This window comes from Pontibacter deserti (genome assembly GCF_023630255.1).
GTDB classification, from domain to species: domain Bacteria; phylum Bacteroidota; class Bacteroidia; order Cytophagales; family Hymenobacteraceae; genus Pontibacter; species Pontibacter deserti.
Window position 1 is genome coordinate 118,538 of the sequence record NZ_JALPRS010000003.1, and the last position, 18,574, is coordinate 137,111.

Here is an 18,574-nt window from a genome sequence, read left to right on the forward strand (position 1 = left end):
TTTTAGGAGTTTATACTTTACCAAATATTTTATGGTAAATGGGCTTGCGCATGCTAAACTGTGCTACCATAAGCGGGTAAAGCAGCAGGTCGAGCAACCTGTTTCCGGTGCTGTATGTAATGATGTCGTGGATAGTTGCCCCGGTGCTGTTACTTGTTACTAAATGTTGGTGACGCCATACTTTAAGCGGGGGAGGGAGGACCTGGCCTTCATCTGTAAAATAAGCATCTTTATCAGTTATACTTCTGTCGGTGATCAGGCTTTTCCAACGGAAAGATTTTATACCTGTTTGTAATTCTACTTCAACTATATCGCCTGGTTCAGATCCATCAAACCTGATCAGGTTAAGTTTAGGATAGGGCGGAGCCAGCTTCCGGAACAACTGCTCATCAAAAGCATCAAACACCTGCTTAAAGTTTTGCCTGACGTTGGTTTTAAGATGAAGTCGCACTTTTAATTGTTACCTGTTAGTTGCTGATTGTTTTTCCTAGTGTCATTTCGAGTGTAGCGAGAAATCCAATACAGCTTAAAATAGGTTTCTCACAAGGTTCGGGATGACAAGAAGGCTTTATGTAAAGAATAACTAACAGCAACTTCAAAAGTTATACTTGCTTACAAAAACAAACGCCGCTACAATTATACTTGCAACGGCGTTTTATACTTTGTCTCGCTTGTACTCTAGCTCAACAGGTTATCTATATCTTCCTTGGTCAAGCTCTTGATCACATTTTCGTCGGTACTGATAAGGTCGTTTACCAGTTGCAGTTTCCGGCTTTGCAGCGCCAGTATCTTTTCTTCAACAGAGTCTTTGGTAATAAACTTATAGGTAAAGACCGTATTCTGCTGCCCGATGCGATGTGCTCTGTCTACGGCCTGTGCTTCTACGGCCGGGTTCCACCAAGGGTCAAGTATAAACACATAATCGGCAGCCGTTAAGTTTAACCCTACGCCACCAGCCTTAAGCGAGATCAGGAAAACTTTTATACTTTCATCTTTCTGGAAAAGCTCTACCTGCTCCTGTCGGTTTTTAGTATTGCCATCCAGATATGCATACGTAATGTCACGCTCGTTTAAAGCAGTTCGCACAATTTCCAGGTGCCTCACAAACTGGCTAAATATTAACACCTTATGCCCTTTGCCTACTACGTTCTTGGTCATGCGCAGCACCTCTTTAATCTTGCCTGATTCCCCTTCATAGTTCGGGTCAGCCATAAGTGGGTGGTTAGCGATCTGGCGCAGCTTCATCAAACCCTGCAACAGCATAAACTGGGTATTAGCCGGCCCGTTCTCTTCCAAGTTCTTAAGAATCTTGTTTCGGTAGTACGACTTTGTTTCCTCGTAGGCATGTTCCTGCTCTTCCGTCATTTTACAGAAGGTGGTATGCTCTATTTTCTCAGGAAGTTCTTTAGCGACCTGCGATTTGTGCCTGCGAAGTATAAATGGTTTAATGAGCGCGTGCAGCTTACGCGTTTTCTGTTCATCCTTCTCCTTTTCGATCGGCTTCAGGAATTCCTTCTTAAAGAAGTGTTGGTTACCAAGCAATCCAGGGTTAATGAACGACATCTGTGACCACAGATCCATTGTGCTGTTCTCTACAGGAGTACCGGTAAGTATAAGCCTGTGCTTCGACTTAAGTGCCCTTACTGCTTTAGAAGTTGTAGAATCCGGGTTTTTGATCGCCTGCGACTCGTCCAGAATAATGTAATCGAAGTAATACTGTTTCAGCAATTCCGCATCCAGGCGCACAATACCATACGATGTCAGCACCACATCATACTCCTGGAAAAGAGAAATATCTTTGTTGCGATATGTGCCGGTATAGCTTAATATGCGCAGGTTTGGTGTAAATTTCTGTGCTTCGGCAAGCCAGTTATAAATAAGCGAAGTAGGCATTACCAGCAACGAAGCCGAATCAGCTGCATGTTCTTTACGGTGCTGCAGCATTGCCAGTGTTTGCACGGTTTTACCCAGACCCATATCATCTGCCAGACATCCGCCAAATTTATAGTTCTGCACAAAATGCAGCCAGTTGTATCCCGCCTTCTGATAAGGCCGCAGCTCACCTTTAAAACCTGATGGTAACGGATGGTCTTCTATTGTTTCGAACTCCCGAAGCTTCTCCAGCTTGCGGCTCATGGTTACGGTTGCCAGGTTGCCGTTATACAAGTCATTTACCAGTGCCATGTGGTGCTTGCGCAGCGTCAGGCGCTCGTCACCTTCCGAGAAAGCAAATAACTCTATGTACTGTGTAAACCATTCATCCGGTATTACTGCAATCTGCCCGTTGGGCAGCATAAACTCGTTGTTCCTTGTAAGAATGTGATGCTTTAACTTGATAAACGGAATGCTGAACTCGCCAAACCTGACTGTACCATGTATATCAAACCAGTCGTTGCCTTCCGTTATACCTACTTCCACGGCTACATCACCAATAAAGTAGTTCTTCCCGCTCTTATCTGATTGTTTTATAGTATAGCCTTTCTCTTCGAGCGCTGTAATGTTTGCTCCCAACCAGGCAAAGGCAGCGCTTTTCTCCAACACAGCCTTACCATTCTTCATTTCCAGGCCGCGGTTGTTAAGCTCTTTACAAAGCTCTTTTTCCCGTGCCGTATCGCGCAGCAGCCTATGAAAAATATAGTTCTCTGAAGCCTTCTCCAGGCTTACACTTATTTTCTTGTTTTCACCGGCCTGCACTTCCTGCTCACCATATTTGTAGCCAAGCTCAAATAATATTTTATCCGGCTCGCGGTCAGCTTTCCCATCAGGCTGCGAAACAGAAAGAAGCTCAGACACCTGGGCCGCTTTTATAGTTGAAAAGGTCAGTTGTGGTTCCGGGCTATACTTCTCTTTCCTGATTTCGAAGGCAGTAGCATATACATCGAAAGACTCTATTAAAGGCACCACAAATTTGCTGAAGTAGTTTTCTTCAATAGTGCGTGGTATGGCAATAAAGCGCTTGTTCAGGAAGGGCTGTAGTTTTTTACCATCTATCGGCTTCTCAAAACTATAGATCACGTTATTCAGCAGTAGCCAGGCCGGCTCATAGCAGATAAGCGCAGCATTTTTAAACATGAACTCCAGCTTCTGGCCGGCATATTTTATAGTTGGGAAGTAGTGTGTGCTGCCGTCTTCGTGACGGTGGAAATGAAACAGAACAGAAGCTTTTTCAGGTGCAATGGAGATTTTGCGCCAGGTTGGCTCTCCATCTTTGCCCATAATAAAAGTCTGTTTACCGCGCAGCAGTTCCAGTATCTTGCCCATGCGCCCCTGTATGTAATGAATTATACTTTCCTGTAAGGCTTTGTCTCCCTTTTCAGGGTCGTATACTTTCAGGAAGAAATCGACAGGGGTCATCTTTTTCGGCGAGAAACGCTTTAGCACCGCATCCTGCTGAATCTGATCGATCAGCGGCATCAGCTTAAAGTCATCTGCATCAAGGCGGGAGCCAAACTCGTCTGCGTTTTTAGCAGAAATATTCTGGTGCTGCAGTGTAAGCTGCCCACGCGAGTTTACCTGCACTACAAAAGATTCGAACAGGTAACCGAGGTACTCATGTTCTAAAAGGGAATAAACTACCTGAAAAGGCTGGGTGGTAAAAACTTTCATTCCAGATTCAGTTTCGGACTACGAATGTACCCATCTTTCAGGTCAGAACCTATTAAAATCGGGCTTTTCGCAAGTATGCATGCATAATTTCAGCCAATAACCTGCAGGTAGCGGTTAATGTTTTATAACATCACGTGTATTATAAAAAGAGCAGCTGTGGCTGGAAGAAAGAAAAGAACGAGTGAGTATAAAAAGAAGATTAGATATTCTCGGTCACGGACATGGCTGCTGCTTTACGAGCCGGCCTGATAGAAACCAGAAGTGTAATCAGCACGATGGCTGCACCCGTAAATATAAAGTCCTGTATCTCCATTTTAATAGGGTAAGCCTCTACCAGCGAAGTCGCCATTCCCATCGAGATAACACCGAATGTCTGCTGCAGATTGCAGATCAGCATCCCCATCGATAAGCCATAAGCTGCCCCGATAAATGCCACCAACGCACCTTCAAAAAGGAAAATATTACGAATAGTAGTAGCTGTCGCTCCCATTGAGGCAAGTATGGCAATGTCCTTCTTCTTATCGATCACGAGCATCGAAAGGGAGAAGAAGATGTTGAGCGATGCAATGAAAAGTATAAACGCAAACGTCACAAATACAAACAGTTTCTCTACCTTAACAGCTCTCAGCAAACTGGTATGCTGTTCGTCGCTGTTCTGTATTCTGAACTTCTCACCTAATAGTTCCTGCAGAGATTGTTTTACTTGTTCTATGCGATAGCCTTCATCTACTTTAATTTCCAGGGCAGTGCGTTTACGACCGTACTCCAGCAACTCTGCAGCATAATTTAACGGCACAAACACATAGGCATCATCGTACTGCCGCTCTATGGCAAATACCCCGCCCGGAAGTATAGGCATGCTGTTGAAAGCACCTTCGGGATTCATGGGATTAAACTTTGTATTGCGCGGATACAGAAACTGCATCGGAACAAACTGGTTGCCCGGCTTTATAGATAACTGGTATTGCACCCCACGGCCCACCAGCGCATAATAAGTATCGTTTTGTATCAGGTGATGATGGCCTTCTACTACCGAGGTATCGATCTCGTTCTGCTGGAAGAAGTTTTCACTTACACCTTTTACTTTAACTACCATCTGGCGGTCGTTGTAACGGAGCAGGGCATTATCTTCTATCACTTCTGACACTACAGCCACGCCCGGCATACGCCTGATGCGGTTCATGAACTCGGTGTCTGTCTCAAAAGCCTTACCTTCTACAACCGTAATTTTAAGATCGGGGTCAAAACTGGAGTATATTTTCCGGATAAGGTCTTCCAGGCCATTAAAAACTGATAACACTATAATGAGCGCCATAGAGCCCACAGCTACGCCTATCATCGCAATATTGGAAATAATGCTGATGATGTTCCGCTTCTTTTTAGAGAAAAAGTAGCGTTTCGCTATGAGAAAAGGGACGTTCAAATTTTCGTTGTTCGTGTATTGTTTTTAGTGTTTCGGATCTCCAGCCAAACTATAGTTGCTTAAGAAAATGAATTCGTAATTCGTAATTCGTAATTCGTAATTCTATACTTACTTCCAGGCTTTCACGATCAGACCAGTACCGGATGCATGTCTGTTATTTACATCCAGCCAGTTAAGTATAAGGCTGAACGGGAACGTAACAAGATAATAAAACGGCAGCAGGATAAAGAACACTTTTGACGTGTTCAGCATCAGCATCGGGTACTTCATCGATAACCTCCAGGAGATTTGCCCTGGCTTGCCATACGAGTACCGAGCTTCCATTTTACTGAATCCGGCTGAGCGTAGCTTATCCTGAATTTCATTTATATTGTAGCCATCGCGTACGTGTTCCTCAATAAAAGAGGTTTCATCATCGCCGTGCACATCAGAGCCGCCCTGGTCAGAAGGAGTTGAAATCACCAGCATACCACCCGGACGAAGCGATGCATAAAAATTCTTGAACACATCTACATCTTCCAGAATATGCTCCATCACATCCACTGAAAGTATAAGGTCGTAGCTTTCGGGCTGACGGAAATGAACCAGGTCTGCAATTTTAAACAGCACGTTATGGCGACCAAGTGCACGCATAAACTGGTTATTGTCTGATACCTGTTCTTCCTTTACATCTACGGCAAGTATATTCCACTTCGGGCTCATACTGGATAAATGGTAGGTATACTGGCCAAAACCGGCACCGGCATCTAATATATTCTGCTCTTGGTTGCGACGGTTACCAGCCCACTGACGCAGTTCTTTGTGCACATGCCATGTACGCAGCAGCAGTAAATCTAACAGGTTAAAAAATACACGACGCAGGAAAGGAGTTTTGTTGAAAACATCTCCTAAAACCCGCTTTATAGGGTCGTATTGCATAAGGGTGAAGCGAAAAATTGCTATTTGTTGTCGATATCTTCGATATAATCGTCGGTGTCGTAGTCCTTGTCTTCTGGCGGGATTTCAATACCATCAAATAATTTGTCGATGTGTGCAGCATATTCAGCACTGTCATCGAGGTAAAACACTAACTCAGGAATAATTCTTACCTGACTTTTAATGCGTTGTGCTAGATGGTGGCGAATTGTTTTAGTGTTCACGCGCAGTTCCTGCAGCAGCTCTTCCTTATTTGGTGCCAGCATTACGCTCAGGTAAATGCGGGCCATGCCAAGGTCCGGCGAAACACGAACTGTGCTTACAGAGATATAAGCGCCACCAAAAAGGTGTGTAGTTTCTCTCTGAAAAACTTCCGCCAGTTCTTTCTGTATCAGGCGTGAGAATTTCTGTTGTCTTTTACTTTCCATACGAAGATGCAAATATCATATTAATTTCGCATTTTTACCCCAAAAGCGCCTTATTCATTTCAGGTGCATTGGTTTATAGTTCTCTCTAACTCTCTCTTTCCTTGGTTAGTTACTTTAAAAGCGTACGGCTCTCCCGTTTACTTTCGCTGATTTTTCTTTTCCTGGCTATACAGTTACCATTGTACCTGTTCCTTACATCTGGTACAGTACAGGAACTTTTATACATGCTGATAGGGGAGCGAATGGCAGATGGCTATGTAATGTATGCAGAGATTTATGATAACACTGCTCCGCTGAGCGCACTGATATACTGGCTTATTGATCTGATAGCAGGCCGTTCCGTGTTTACTTATCGTATTGTAGCCCTCACTTTGGTGTTGGTGCAGGCACTTACTTTTAACTTTATACTTAACCGGCACCAGGTCTTTGCCACCCGAAGTTACATACCTGCTCTTTTATATCTTATAATTGGCAGCATCACTTATGAGTTTGGTATGCTTACCCCATTACTCATTGGTCATACCTTCGTTATACTTTCGCTGCCTTACTTTCTGACTATATCCAGAGAAGGAATAGAGAATAACAGGTTGTTTGTGGGTGGTTTTATACTTGGACTTGCTGCGCTATGCTATTTGCCACTCAGTTTATACTTGCTGGTTGGCATATTTGCCGTGCTGCTGTTTGCATCCAACACCTTCAGAAGTGTACTGCTCATGCTCTGCGGATTTGTTTTCCCGTACGCAATGCTGCTTACTTTCTATTTCTACACCGGCACTTTAAATGAGTTTACAGAGCTACACCTGTTCCGCCCGTGGCAGTTTAAGGTAACTTTTGCCTTACCACCTGCTGACTTGGCTAAGCTTATGCTGCTGCCATTGGTCGTACTTTCCTTCGCGGTTATGTCAAGTTTATCTTTACCGCAGCGCTTGGTGTTTCAGGTTAAGTTTCAGCAGGTGATGTGGGTCTGGCTATTAGTAAGTGTTTTACTTATTATTTCCCGTGATGAGATATCGGCCAATACATTTATACTTCTGTTACCCGCTATTGCTTATTTTGGGGAATACCTGTTTACCATACAGGTTAAGAAATGGATATTAAGTGTGAGCTTCGTGTTGTTGCTTATTGGCACATTACTGATCCGTTACCGCGACCTATTGGGCATCAGCACATTGCTTCAATTATCAGATTCTCAACTTATTTCTGGTGCAGATTTACCTAATAGCCCCAGAAATGAAACAGTGTTAGTATTAGGAGATGATACCCGATATTACCTACAGAATAAACCTGCCACACCTTACCTGAACTGGGAACTGGCTCAAGGCCATTTTGGTAGGCTAAATGAATATGAAGCTGTTTTTAAGATATACCAGAACTTTAAAACAGAGAAACCGGCTTATATCATAGATAAAGCTGGCCTCATGAAGGAATTAAAGTACAAGCTTCCTGAAGCTTTCGGTAACTATAAGCCTACCGGAGAGCAGTATACTTACCAGTTAAAACAATAATTGCCGACTAGCAGTCGGCAATCTTGTTAACTCTTTTTTGGTGGCGGCCACCTTCAAACTCTGTAGTTAAAAATACTTTTACCATTTCCTCGGCATCCTTCTCTGATACAAATCGGGCTGGTATACAAAGCACATTCGCATCATTATGCTCTCTGGAGAGTTTTGCAAGCTCGGGTAACCAGCAAAGGGCCGCTCTTATCTGAGGGTATTTATTAGCAGTCATGGCTACTCCGTTTCCGCTTCCACAGATAAGCACACCAAAGTCTGCTTCTTTTTTTACTACTGCTTTTGCCAAGGGGTGCACATGGTCCGGGTAATCAACCGACTCCTCTGAACCTGGACCGAAATCCTGCACTTCATGCCCCAGATCAATCAGTAGCTTTATCAAGGCTTTTTTGTATGTATAACCGGCATGGTCGCCGCCAATTGCTATGTTGTAACTCATCAGATCGTATTATTTTGATTAAGTTTCTTTAGGTCACTTTTCCGGATGTACCGGGATACCATTATACTAGCTTCGTATAGCAACATCAATGGAGCTGATATAAGCAGTTGACTTATCACATCCGGAGGTGTAATGATTGCACCAACAACTAATATTACGATAACTGCGTGTCTGCGGTATAGCTTCATCACTTCCGGAGAAAGTAAGCCTGCCTTTGTAAAGAAGTATACTATCACAGGCATCTGAAACATGAAGGCACAGGAAAGGCACAGTGTGGTTAGCGTTGATATGTAAGAGTTCAGGTCGAACTCGTTAACTATAGAAGGATCTACCTGATAACCTGCCAAAAAGTTAATTGACATTGGAGATACCACATAGTACCCAAACAACAAACCAAGTATAAACAGCAACGACACGAAAAACACTGCTCCTCTGGAGCTCTTCCGTTCCTGATCATACAAGCCCGGACTCACGAAGCGCCATATTTCCCAGAATGCATAAGGAAACGCACATGCTAGCCCCAGCACCACCGATACCAGCATGTGCATTGAGAATTGCCCGCTCATTTGCCGGCTTTGTATCGTAAACCCAAGTTTATCAATACAAAAAGCTTCTAAACCTAATGCATTGCCCAAGTCGCACATTACCCTGTAGCTAAGGAAATCTGTGCGGGCAGGGGCTAGTATTATGTCATGAAAAACAAAGCTCTTAGCTAAAAAAGCAATAACTGAAAATATAAAGATAGAGGCGACCGCTCGTATAAGATGCCATCTCAACTCTTCGAGATGGTCCACAAAGGACATCTCTTTCGGTTCCTCATCCAGGTATTTTTGATCCATTAATTAGAATCCCGTAATTAATAAGCAAACAGTGGGTACTGCTGCATCCAAGTGTTAATTTCAGTGCGTACAGTTGTGATCTTAGAATCATTATCATGGTTCATTAACACATCATCAATCAACTCTACAATACGCGCCATATCATTCTCTTTTAGGCCACGTGTAGTGATAGCTGCTGTACCAACACGCATACCTGATGTTACGAACGGAGACTTGTCATCGAACGGCACCATGTTCTTGTTGATCGTAATATCAGCTTTAACCAATGTGTTCTCTGCTAACTTTCCTGTTAAGCCCTTAGAACGCAGGTCGATCAGCATCATATGGTTATCTGTACCACCAGAAATGATATTATAGCCACGCTCCACAAAAGCCTTCGCCATAGCCTGTGCATTTTGCTGCACCTGCTTCACATAACCGAAGTAGTCATCAGATAGTGCCTCGAAATAGGCAACAGCTTTAGCCGCAATTACATGCTCCAAAGGTCCGCCTTGCGTTCCCGGGAAAACCGCGCCATCCAGTACCGATGACATCATTCGGGTTTCGCCTTTTGGTGTTTTCAGACCAAACGGGTTTTCGAAGTCTTTCCCCATCATGATCATACCACCACGCGGACCACGTAAGGTTTTATGTGTAGTAGTAGTAACAATATGGCAATGCTCAAATGGGTTGTTCAACAATCCTTTCGCGATCAGACCAGAAGGGTGCGAAATATCTGCCATCAATAAAGCGCCTACTTCATCGGCTGCCGCACGAAGCTTTTTATAATCCCAGTCACGGCTGTAAGCAGAAGCACCGCAGATAATTAATTTAGGACGCTCACGTCTTGCAGTCTCTACTACTTTGTCAAAGTCAATTAAACCGGTTTCCTGCTCCACCCCATAAAAAGATGGCTTATATAATTTACCTGAGAAGTTAACTGGTGAACCATGGGTAAGGTGCCCACCGTGAGAAAGGTCAAAACCTAAAATCTTATCGCCTGGCTGAAGCACTGCCAGCATAACTGCCGCATTTGCCTGTGCACCAGAATGTGGTTGTACGTTTACCCACTCCGCGCCAAATAATTCTTTTGCTCTGTCAATGGCTAATTGCTCTGCCTGATCTACTATTTCGCAACCACCATAATAGCGTTTGCCCGGTAAGCCTTCGGCATATTTATTAGTCATTTCACTGCCCATAGCGCGCATTACCTGCTCCGAAACAAAATTTTCAGAGGCAATTAGTTCTATGCCATGCATTTGGCGGGCTTTTTCTTTGGCAATAAGGTCAAATATAGCTGTGTCTTTCTGCATCGTGTTAGGTGGAATTATAATCATCCAAAATTAAAGCATGCCCCGCAATAAACCAATGTTTACGAAGTTTATATACGCCAATCAGGGATTGATCAGATTTCGCTACTCATATATTAATTCTGTTGATCTTGCTAAAAGCAAAAATGCCAGGAGCTATTGATAGCCCCTGGCATTTCAATTCATATAAATTTTACTTACTTCTTCTCTATTCTTACCGATTCGCGTTTACCATCATGTTCAACTGTAACTATGTAAACACCAGCCATCAGGTTGCTATACTTTGATAATTGTAAAGCATTCTCTCCAACATGAACATCTACTTGTTCAAAATATACTTGCTTACCTGTTATAGATGTGACACGCAAAGTAGCTTTTCCGTTTGCACTAGCTGAGAAATATGCTTTAGAATCCACCTCTAATGGGTTTGGTGCTACAACCAATGGTTTCATTGCCAAGGATGGCTTCACCTCTATAATTCTGCTATAAGATGATGCTCCATTTAAGTCCACCTGCTTTAGTCTGTAATACTCTGTTTGCCCATTACCACTATAATAGTGAGAGTAGGTATAATCGGTTGTTGTTGAGCTATTTTCTACTTTACTCTTAACCATAGAAATCTTTCTAAAATTACTCAAAGAACCGGCAGACATTTCTACTTCAAAGTGAGAGTTATCCTTTTCAGATGCAGTGCTCCACTTTAAAACAACCAGATCATCTTTTACATTTGCTGTAAATGATTTTAACTCTACAGGCATTGGTGTGACTACTCTCAAATTCAAAGACTTCGATATCGAACCTTGAGCATGTGTTATCACATCAGGAGTATCTCCAGAAGTTACTGGAGTATATTTAACAAATATAGTAGTAGCATTTAGCCTGTTACTGCTAACATTGTTCAACGCTAATGACTTTGCAAAGCCCGAACCAGCAGTGGTAGAAATTGTAAAAGGACTTGCAGCATCTAGAATGATGTTAACGGCTTGTCCATTAGTAAGACCTAACCCACTAACCTGGTATTCTTTAACTTGACTACTACCTACAGAACCGGTATTGAATACGAGTTCGGTAGATGTGATATTGATAGCTCCCCCTTCAACAGTAAATATACCAGAACTATAGGCTTGGCCATGATTTGACAATACCCGCACTGAACCAGAAGAAGCTGTTGAAGGTATAAGCATCTTAATTTGAGTATCACTGGCAGAAATAAAACTTGATGCTGGTACCCAGCCATTTCCAACATATATATGGGTAGCAACACTCAAATTTGTACCAGTGATGGTAACTTCTGTGCCTACAGGACCTGAAGAAGGGGAAAAAGAAGTAATAGTAGGGGAACCAACTACAGTAAATGTACTGGAGTAAAACTGTCCATAAGGTGAAGTAACTCTAAGCGAAGCTGTTGAAGCCGTAGAAGGCACAATCACTTTTATTTGAGTATCACTGGCAGAAATAAAACTAGAGGCAGCAATCCAGCCACTGCCGATGTTAACATGAGCAACGGAATTTAAATTTGTACCGATAATTGTGACTTCTGTGCCTACAGGACCTGAAGAAGGGGAAAAAGAAGTAATAGTAGGGGAACCAACTACAGTAAATGTACTGGAGTAAAACTGTCCATAAGGTGAAGTAACTCTAAGCGAAGCTGTTGAAGCCGTAGAAGGCACAATCACTTTTATTTGAGTATCACTGGCAGAAATAAAACTAGAGGCAGCAATCCAGCCACTGCCGATGTTAACATGAGCAACGGAATTTAAATTTGTACCGATAATTGTGACTTCTGTGCCTACAGGACCTGAAGAAGGGGAAAAAGAAGTAATAGCAGGAGCATTGACTACTGTATAGCCAGTAGAGCTACTGGCAGCACCTTGGTTAGAACTGACACGGATGGCACCATTTGATGCTAACGATGGTACTGTAACTTTTATCTCTGTATCGCTTACTTTTGTAAAGCTTGTTGTAGAACCGCTGCCTATACTAATAGCTGTTACTGTTGAAAAGTTTGTACCGATAATTGTGACTTCTGTGCCTACAGGACCTGAAGAAGGGGAAAAAGAAGTAATAGCAGGAGCATTGACTACTGTATAGCCAGTAGAGCTACTGGCAGCACCTTGGTTAGAACTGACACGGATGGCACCATTTGATGCTAACGATGGTACTTTGATCCTAATTTCTGAGTCAGAAACAATAGTAAACTCATAAGTTGCCCCATTCCCTATACTAACAGTATGAGCTTCAGTAAAACCAGAACCATTAATAGTTACTTCTGTGCCTACCGGACCTGTGGTGGGGGAGAAAGAATTAATAACAGGTACGCCTTGTGCCTGAGCACTTATTCCTATTAAAAATATTAATACAAACTTTGTAAGCAGCGTTCTTATAAGCCAGTTATAAGGGTGAGCGTAGAAACGTGCCATAGTTAAAAATAAGTAGCAAGATTAAATACCTGTAAGTTAGCGCCTTGAGCACAAGGAATCAGTTGCAAAATAAGATAATTAATTTCTTTCCACCGCAATTCTTTATAACTATTTTTTTATACAATCTAAAGCAAACCCACCAAAGTATAATTGTAAATATATATTATCCATAATATAGCCAAGGAATTATAAAGACCAGTTTACTAATTCATAACCTATTGTATTTAAGCACTTTAAATACATAAAAAATATGCTTCAAAACTATCAGTTGATTTCAAAAGGAGAGCAATAAAAAATATTTAACCCAACATGAAACATAAAAAGTACAAAAAAATAAGCCGCTTATGTTTTTGAATATATAATTGTAGATTTAAAAGTTTATGCAATCTCAGAAATACCCACTTTTAAGTATGGCATGTTAGGTTTACCATAAAATTTCTTAAAATAACGCTATTCTGAAGGTTTAACCGATAACATAACAATGTTAGCTATCACAACTAACTTTTTCGGGCGACAGGATAAGGCCGATCTTCATTTGGTTGGATAAATAGCTCCTGAGAATCCAGATCTAATGTGACGAGGTTTCCATAACTGGCGTTCTTATAATATACGCAACCTGCGTCTAAATTCAGCTCATAATCGTTATGAGCTACAGATTTTTTAATACTATGTAGAGCTAGTGGGGTATGCCCATGTACTAATCGCTTATTATTTAATTTGGCAGGATCTGCTTTGTAGCCCCGAATATTAAGCATGGCTTCTTTATCTTTAAAAATATTTGCTTGTTTAAAATCGAAGCCAGCATGAACGAGAAAGATGTCGGGTAACTCCAGGTAATAAGGAAGGTTATTGAGGAAGGAAATATATTTAGAGGGTAAATGCTCAAAATCGCGTATCCCAAAACTTTCTAATACTAATTCTTTTTCTGTAGCAGTGAGATTTAATGCTGCTTCGCCCTTCGTAGCAGCTTTCAAAAGCATTTGGTCATGGTTGCCGCGCAGGCACTGTACGTTATAATGCTGTTTCTGCAGATGAACTATAAAATCAATTACACCTTTGCTGTCCGGGCCTTTATTAACCACATCGCCCAAAATGTATAGTTCATCATGCTTCTGCAGTTTCAACTGACCCCACACCATTGCCTTTAGCGTTTGTGCACAACCATGAATATCAGTAAGAACGTAGCGGGCCATTTAATAAAGGGATGAAAAGTATAGCAAAGGTATTTATAAAAATAGCACCTGTTTTGGCAGGTGCTATTTTTATCTTTAAAGTTATACTTCGTTAGTACTTTCCTTTATCCAGATCAGGTTTATTGGTACCTCGGTTATCGTTATTTTTAAGAACGTTACCTGTCGATGCTGGATTTTCTTCTGCACCTTCTGTGTACTTGTTCTTTAACTTATCATTTATCTGGCCAATTGGTTTTGCTCCGGCTTTACTCTGGCCGGTACCTGTTGGGTTACCTTTGCTTTCACCGCCTGGTTGGGTGTGCTTATATGATGGCATCTTTCCTCCTTCTTTAAATTTAAAAACTCCTGCCGCTACTGCAGCAAGTATAAACTATAACCTGCGTATCAGGTTCCTCTTCCTTCATCTTCAGTGCGCATGTTATCCGGTGGTGGTGTTCCATCGTCGGCAAAATCGTTAACGCCGGTAGCAGATGGGCCTTCGGAGGCTGTATCGCTACCAAAACCTTCTTTGCCGTCGCGGTTACCAAAACCTCCGCGCTGATGTTCGTTCTTCGGTGGATCTGCACCAGGTATAATATGTCCTGCACGCATTTCCAGTTCGCTGGTATCATCTTCTATCACCCGCACAGGTCGGTTGTGCCCGATGTCTCCTTTTTGCGAGTTCTTGTTATCGTTATTTTCCTTATTATCAGCCATATTTGTTAAAATTATGAGTCTTTGCCGTCAGGCAACAATACCCTTTTTACTCCTTTTTTATACTTATGGTTGAGTAAAAGCTACGAACCAACCTGCTCGCCGCCATTTACATGTATTACCTGTCCTGTTATGTAAGAGCCATCTTCAGAAGCAAGCAAGACGTAGGCAGGAGCAACTTCAGAAGGTTGGCCAGGACGTTTCAGTGGCACATTTTGCCCGAATTCTTTTACCTCTTTTGCATCGAAAGAGGCAGGTATAAGAGGTGTCCAGATCGGGCCTGGTGCCACTCCGTTTACACGAATTTTTTTCTCAGCAAGGTTAGCTGACAAAGATCTTGTGAAGGCTGTAATAGCACCTTTAGTGGATGCATAGTCCATGAGGTGGTGGCTACCACGGTAAGAGGTTACAGAAGTAGAGTTTATGATAGCACTGCCTTCCTTCATATGTTCCAGAGCAGCTTTGGTGATATAGAACATCGAGAAGATGTTAGTCTGAAAGGTACGCTGCAGCTGGTCTTTTGAAATATCTTTCAAATCGCTTTGCTCATGTTGCTCTGCAGCATTATTTACCAGAATATCCAGTTTACCCAGTTTTTTTACTGTTTGCTCCACAGCCTTCTGGCAAAATTTCTCATTACCGATGTCCCCGGAAATTAACACACACCTTCTTCCTTCTTTCTCAATAAGCTCTTTTGTTTCATCTGCATCTCTGTCCTCATTCAGATAAACTATAGCTACATCGGCTCCTTCGCGGGCAAAGTGAACGGCAACAGCCCGGCCAATTCCGCTGTCGCCGCCGGTAATAAGTGCTACTTTGTCTTTTAATTTGTCGCTGCCTTTATAGTTATCCCGGATAAACTCGGGTTGAGGGGTCATTTTATGTTCTTTGCCAGGCTGAGATTTCTGCTTCTGTGCCGGCAGTTTCTTCGGTTTGTTTTCCATAGTTTTAGTAGCTTTAAGTAAGTATAGCTGCAACCAATTTAATTTTAAGCTATACGCCAGCTATTTTTATCACGTTGCCACATTACCATTAACCAGCTTTATAAAGTATAAGCAGATACAACTCTAGAAACTATGTGGAAAGAAGAAGACAATAAATTACGCCGCAGTCTTACTTTTAAAGATTTCAGGCAGGCCATGGATTTTATGCAAAAGGTTGCCACTGTAGCCGAGGAAATGGATCATCACCCGTGGTGGAGCAATGTGTACAATAAAATAGAAATTGAGCTGACCACGCATGATGCAGGAAACACTGTAACCAAACGTGACCTGAAACTGGCCCAGCGTATTGATGAAATTTACGACCAGATGACTGCATCTGAAGAATAGTTATTGCTGTGTTTTATTTTTATGAACACATTAACTATGGCTTTGTGTTGTGGAAAAGCGCTACAGGTATAGAGCATATGCCATCTATAGCGGCATTATCTGTTAGCAATCAACACGCAATTTTATAGTATCTTTACAGCATGCAGGAACCTGAAAAAACAAACCTATACCTGGTGCCTACGCCCATTGGTAACCTGGAAGATATAACGTTGCGTGCCATTAGAATACTGAAGGAAGTGGATGTGATCTTGGCAGAAGATACCCGTACCAGCGGTAAACTCTTACAGCATCTGGGCATCGAAAAGCGTATGCACAGCCACCACCTGCACAACGAGCACAAGGCTACTGCGCATATTATAGATCGCCTGAAAGCCGGAGAAGTGATGGCCCTGATATCGGATGCAGGAACGCCGGGCATTTCTGATCCTGGGTTTTTCCTGGTACGTGAATGTTTGAAAAACGACCTGAAGGTGGAATGTCTGCCTGGTGCTACTGCGTTTGTACCGGCACTGGTTAAATCAGGCTTCAGTACCGACAGGTTTACGTTTGAAGGATTTTTGCCTATAAAAAAAGGACGCCAGACACGCCTGCAAAGCCTGGTCGAAGAAGAACGTACCATGATCTTTTATGAGTCGCCGCACCGCCTGCTTAAAACGCTGACACAGTTTAAAGAATATTTTGGCGGCGAGCGCATGGCATCCGTTTCACGTGAAATATCTAAAATGTTCGAAGAGACGATTAATGGTACGCTCGACGAACTGATACAAATCTTTACAACCAAAGCAATTAAAGGTGAATTCGTCATTGTTGTACAGGGTAGTAAATAGCCCTTTTATACTTCCGTTTCTGGCCCTGCTGACCGGGCTTATACTTTGGCTGGGATGGCCCACAAAGCCACTGGCCTTTTTCCTGTTCTTCGGGTTTGTGCCGCTGCTGTATATGGAGCAGTACATCGTGCAAAGCCAGAAGTATAAATCGCCAGGCTATACTTTCTTTAAGTGGTCTTACCTGGCCATGCTGCTCTGGAATTTGTTTACTACCTGGTGGGTAATGCATTCTACATTGCCGGGCGGTATTGTAGCCGTGCTGCTTAACTCCCTGCTGATGTGTATTCCACTAACGGCATATTACTTTACCCGCAAATACCTGGGAAATGCAATCGGCTATACTTCTTTTATAGTTTACTGGGTAGCTTTTGAGCAGTTCCACCTGAACTGGGATCTGTCGTGGCCTTGGCTTACGCTGGGTAACGGTTTTGCAACGCTTAACCAGTGGGTGCAGTGGTATGAATATACCGGCTTTTTAGGGGGTTCGGTGTGGATATTGTTTGTAAACCTGCTTATTTTCCTGGTTATCCGGACTTATCCGCAGCAGCACGTCGAGCTTAAAAAACTATGGTTGCCGTTAGTGCTGATTATTGTTCCTATACTTATCTCTTATGGGATACTGGCTACTTACGAAGAAAAAGGTACGCCAACTGAAGTAGTGGTGGTACAGCCAAACATAGACCCTTATAGAGAGAAGTTCTCAGGGCACGACAACTTTATACCTTACGAAGAGCAACAGCAGCGCCTGATAAGCTTATCAGAGCAGAAGATAACACCAAATACACGTTTTGTTGTATGGCCTGAAACTGCCTTGCGCCAGGACAATGGCTATTGGGAAGAGCAGCTGCATAACTACCAGTCTATACTTGATCTGAAAGAATTTACGCAGCGCCACCCGCACCTTGAGTTGGTAACAGGCCTAGACAGCTATACTTTTTATGGCGATAATAAAGATGCCAGCCCTACTATCCGCCACTTGGAAGGCTTTGGCTATTACGATTCGTTTAACACGGCCATGCACATTAACCGCAGCAGCGAGATTGACCTATACCATAAATCGAAGCTGGTACCTGGTGTAGAGAAACTTCCTTACCCGCATCTGTTTAAGTTTTTAGGGCCATTGGCAATAGACCTGGGAGGAACAGTAGGTAGCCAGGGAAGCCAGGAAACACGCGATGTATTTAAACATTCTCAAAATGCAACTCTTGGTGCTGCACCGGTTATCTGTTACGAATCTATTTATGGAGAATATGTATCAGAATATGTGCGTAATGGGGCCAGCCTAATCTTTGTGATCACGAACGACGGCTGGTGGAGCGACTCGCCGGGCTATAAGCAACATTTACAATATGCCACGCTACGCGCTATCGAAACCCGTAGAAGCATAGCCAGAGCGGCCAACACTGGTATATCAGCCTTCATTAACCAGAAAGGCGAGATAACAGCAAAGTCAGGTTGGTGGGTGCAGGCATCACTTTCGCAAACTATACTTGCCAATACAGCTCTAACATTTTATACCAGCACCGGCGAATATATCGGCAACTCGGCTTTGTGGCTCTCCCTGTTGCTTTTTGTGGTAGCTATAGCCGCAGCAGTGCTTAACAGAAAAAAACAAAAGCCTGAAGTTAAAGTAGCGACTCGCGCTTAACCTGCGTAAGTA

General features: G+C 42.8%; 17 protein-coding genes. 4 read left to right on the top strand and 13 right to left on the bottom strand.

Features of this window, described 5'->3' with window-relative positions:
* Nucleotides 1-10: 10 nt before the first annotated feature.
* The 5 genes from MJ612_RS15415 to rbfA form a co-directional block, all read right to left on the bottom strand.
* Nucleotides 11-451 (bottom strand): SRPBCC family protein, encoded by a 441-nt coding sequence (locus tag MJ612_RS15415; protein WP_187033766.1) that lies wholly within the window; start codon nt 449-451, stop codon nt 11-13.
* 227 nt (nt 452-678) lie between these two features.
* Entirely contained in the window at nt 679-3,606 is a 2,928-nt protein-coding gene (locus MJ612_RS15420; RefSeq protein ID WP_187033765.1) for a DEAD/DEAH box helicase, read from the bottom strand.
* A gap of 199 nt (nt 3,607-3,805) precedes the next feature.
* Complete coding sequence (locus MJ612_RS15425; protein WP_187033764.1) at nt 3,806-5,029, bottom strand: ABC transporter permease; 1,224 nt, start codon at nt 5,027-5,029, stop codon at nt 3,806-3,808.
* Nucleotides 5,030-5,137: 108 nt separating this feature from the next.
* Nucleotides 5,138-5,947 (bottom strand): class I SAM-dependent methyltransferase, encoded by an 810-nt coding sequence (locus MJ612_RS15430; protein WP_187033763.1) that lies wholly within the window; start codon nt 5,945-5,947, stop codon nt 5,138-5,140.
* 20 nt (nt 5,948-5,967) lie between these two features.
* Entirely contained in the window at nt 5,968-6,372 is a 405-nt protein-coding gene (gene rbfA, locus MJ612_RS15435; protein WP_187033762.1) for a 30S ribosome-binding factor RbfA, read from the bottom strand.
* Nucleotides 6,373-6,473: 101 nt separating this feature from the next.
* Here rbfA and MJ612_RS15440 point away from each other — a divergent pair, with 101 nt between their 5' ends.
* Entirely contained in the window at nt 6,474-7,877 is a 1,404-nt protein-coding gene (locus MJ612_RS15440; protein WP_187033761.1) for a hypothetical protein, read from the top strand.
* Between the two features lie 7 nt (nt 7,878-7,884).
* Here the strand turns inward: MJ612_RS15440 and rpiB are convergent, their stop codons facing one another.
* From rpiB to MJ612_RS15480, 8 genes are all read right to left on the bottom strand, one after another.
* Nucleotides 7,885-8,322: a ribose 5-phosphate isomerase B gene (gene rpiB, locus MJ612_RS15445; RefSeq protein ID WP_187033760.1), complete on the bottom strand. Its 438-nt coding sequence runs from the start codon at nt 8,320-8,322 to the stop codon at nt 7,885-7,887.
* On the bottom strand, nt 8,322-9,161 hold the full coding sequence (tatC, locus tag MJ612_RS15450) for a twin-arginine translocase subunit TatC (protein ID WP_187033759.1): 840 nt from the start codon (nt 9,159-9,161) through the stop codon (nt 8,322-8,324). The genes rpiB and tatC overlap by 1 nt, the downstream gene beginning before the upstream one ends.
* A gap of 17 nt (nt 9,162-9,178) precedes the next feature.
* Nucleotides 9,179-10,477, bottom strand: a complete 1,299-nt coding sequence (gene glyA / locus MJ612_RS15455) for a serine hydroxymethyltransferase (protein ID WP_250419208.1) — start codon at nt 10,475-10,477, stop codon at nt 9,179-9,181.
* Nucleotides 10,478-10,647: 170 nt separating this feature from the next.
* Nucleotides 10,648-12,870: an IPT/TIG domain-containing protein gene (locus tag MJ612_RS15460; protein WP_250419209.1), complete on the bottom strand. Its 2,223-nt coding sequence runs from the start codon at nt 12,868-12,870 to the stop codon at nt 10,648-10,650.
* 497 nt (nt 12,871-13,367) lie between these two features.
* Nucleotides 13,368-14,063 carry a metallophosphoesterase family protein gene (locus MJ612_RS15465; RefSeq protein ID WP_187032477.1) on the bottom strand — a complete coding sequence of 232 codons (696 nt, stop codon included), beginning with the start codon at nt 14,061-14,063 and terminating at the stop codon, nt 13,368-13,370.
* Between the two features lie 91 nt (nt 14,064-14,154).
* Entirely contained in the window at nt 14,155-14,379 is a 225-nt protein-coding gene (locus MJ612_RS15470) for a hypothetical protein (protein ID WP_187032475.1), read from the bottom strand.
* Nucleotides 14,380-14,447: 68 nt separating this feature from the next.
* On the bottom strand, nt 14,448-14,759 hold the full coding sequence (locus MJ612_RS15475) for a hypothetical protein (RefSeq protein WP_187032473.1): 312 nt from the start codon (nt 14,757-14,759) through the stop codon (nt 14,448-14,450).
* An 80-nt stretch (nt 14,760-14,839) separates the two neighbouring features.
* The gene (locus tag MJ612_RS15480) at nt 14,840-15,700 is read right to left on the bottom strand and encodes an SDR family oxidoreductase (RefSeq protein WP_187032471.1); all 861 of its coding nucleotides are present in this window, start codon (nt 15,698-15,700) and stop codon (nt 14,840-14,842) included.
* A 132-nt stretch (nt 15,701-15,832) separates the two neighbouring features.
* Between MJ612_RS15480 and MJ612_RS15485 the strand changes: the two genes are divergently transcribed.
* The 3 genes from MJ612_RS15485 (at nt 15,833) to lnt (ending at nt 18,562) form a co-directional block, all read left to right on the top strand.
* A complete protein-coding gene (locus MJ612_RS15485) occupies nt 15,833-16,087 on the top strand; it encodes a 4a-hydroxytetrahydrobiopterin dehydratase (RefSeq protein ID WP_187032469.1) in 255 nt (84 codons plus the stop codon).
* A 140-nt stretch (nt 16,088-16,227) separates the two neighbouring features.
* Entirely contained in the window at nt 16,228-16,914 is a 687-nt protein-coding gene (rsmI, locus tag MJ612_RS15490; protein WP_187032467.1) for a 16S rRNA (cytidine(1402)-2'-O)-methyltransferase, read from the top strand.
* Nucleotides 16,880-18,562, top strand: coding sequence for an apolipoprotein N-acyltransferase (gene lnt, locus MJ612_RS15495; RefSeq protein ID WP_250419210.1), 1,683 nt, complete (start codon nt 16,880-16,882; stop codon nt 18,560-18,562). The genes rsmI and lnt overlap by 35 nt, the downstream gene beginning before the upstream one ends.
* The last annotated feature ends 12 nt before the right edge of the window (nt 18,563-18,574 follow it).

Bases quoted from the DNA above. Each gene is read 5' to 3' on its own strand.
- MJ612_RS15430 (WP_187033763.1), bottom strand. From the start codon at position 5,947: ATGCAATACGACCCTATAAAGCGGGTTTTAGGAGATGTTTTCAACAAA.
- MJ612_RS15485 (WP_187032469.1), top strand. From the start codon at position 15,833: ATGTGGAAAGAAGAAGACAATAAATTACGCCGCAGTCTTACTTTTAAA.
- MJ612_RS15420 (WP_187033765.1), bottom strand. From the start codon at position 3,606: ATGAAAGTTTTTACCACCCAGCCTTTTCAGGTAGTTTATTCCCTTTTA.
- rbfA (WP_187033762.1), bottom strand. From the start codon at position 6,372: ATGGAAAGTAAAAGACAACAGAAATTCTCACGCCTGATACAGAAAGAA.
- tatC (WP_187033759.1), bottom strand. From the start codon at position 9,161: ATGGATCAAAAATACCTGGATGAGGAACCGAAAGAGATGTCCTTTGTG.
- MJ612_RS15465 (WP_187032477.1), bottom strand. From the start codon at position 14,063: ATGGCCCGCTACGTTCTTACTGATATTCATGGTTGTGCACAAACGCTA.
- MJ612_RS15460 (WP_250419209.1), bottom strand. From the start codon at position 12,870: ATGGCACGTTTCTACGCTCACCCTTATAACTGGCTTATAAGAACGCTG.
- MJ612_RS15480 (WP_187032471.1), bottom strand. From the start codon at position 15,700: ATGGAAAACAAACCGAAGAAACTGCCGGCACAGAAGCAGAAATCTCAG.
- rsmI (WP_187032467.1), top strand. From the start codon at position 16,228: ATGCAGGAACCTGAAAAAACAAACCTATACCTGGTGCCTACGCCCATT.
- MJ612_RS15475 (WP_187032473.1), bottom strand. From the start codon at position 14,759: ATGGCTGATAATAAGGAAAATAACGATAACAAGAACTCGCAAAAAGGA.
- MJ612_RS15470 (WP_187032475.1), bottom strand. From the start codon at position 14,379: ATGCCATCATATAAGCACACCCAACCAGGCGGTGAAAGCAAAGGTAAC.
- glyA (WP_250419208.1), bottom strand. From the start codon at position 10,477: ATGATTATAATTCCACCTAACACGATGCAGAAAGACACAGCTATATTT.
- rpiB (WP_187033760.1), bottom strand. From the start codon at position 8,322: ATGAGTTACAACATAGCAATTGGCGGCGACCATGCCGGTTATACATAC.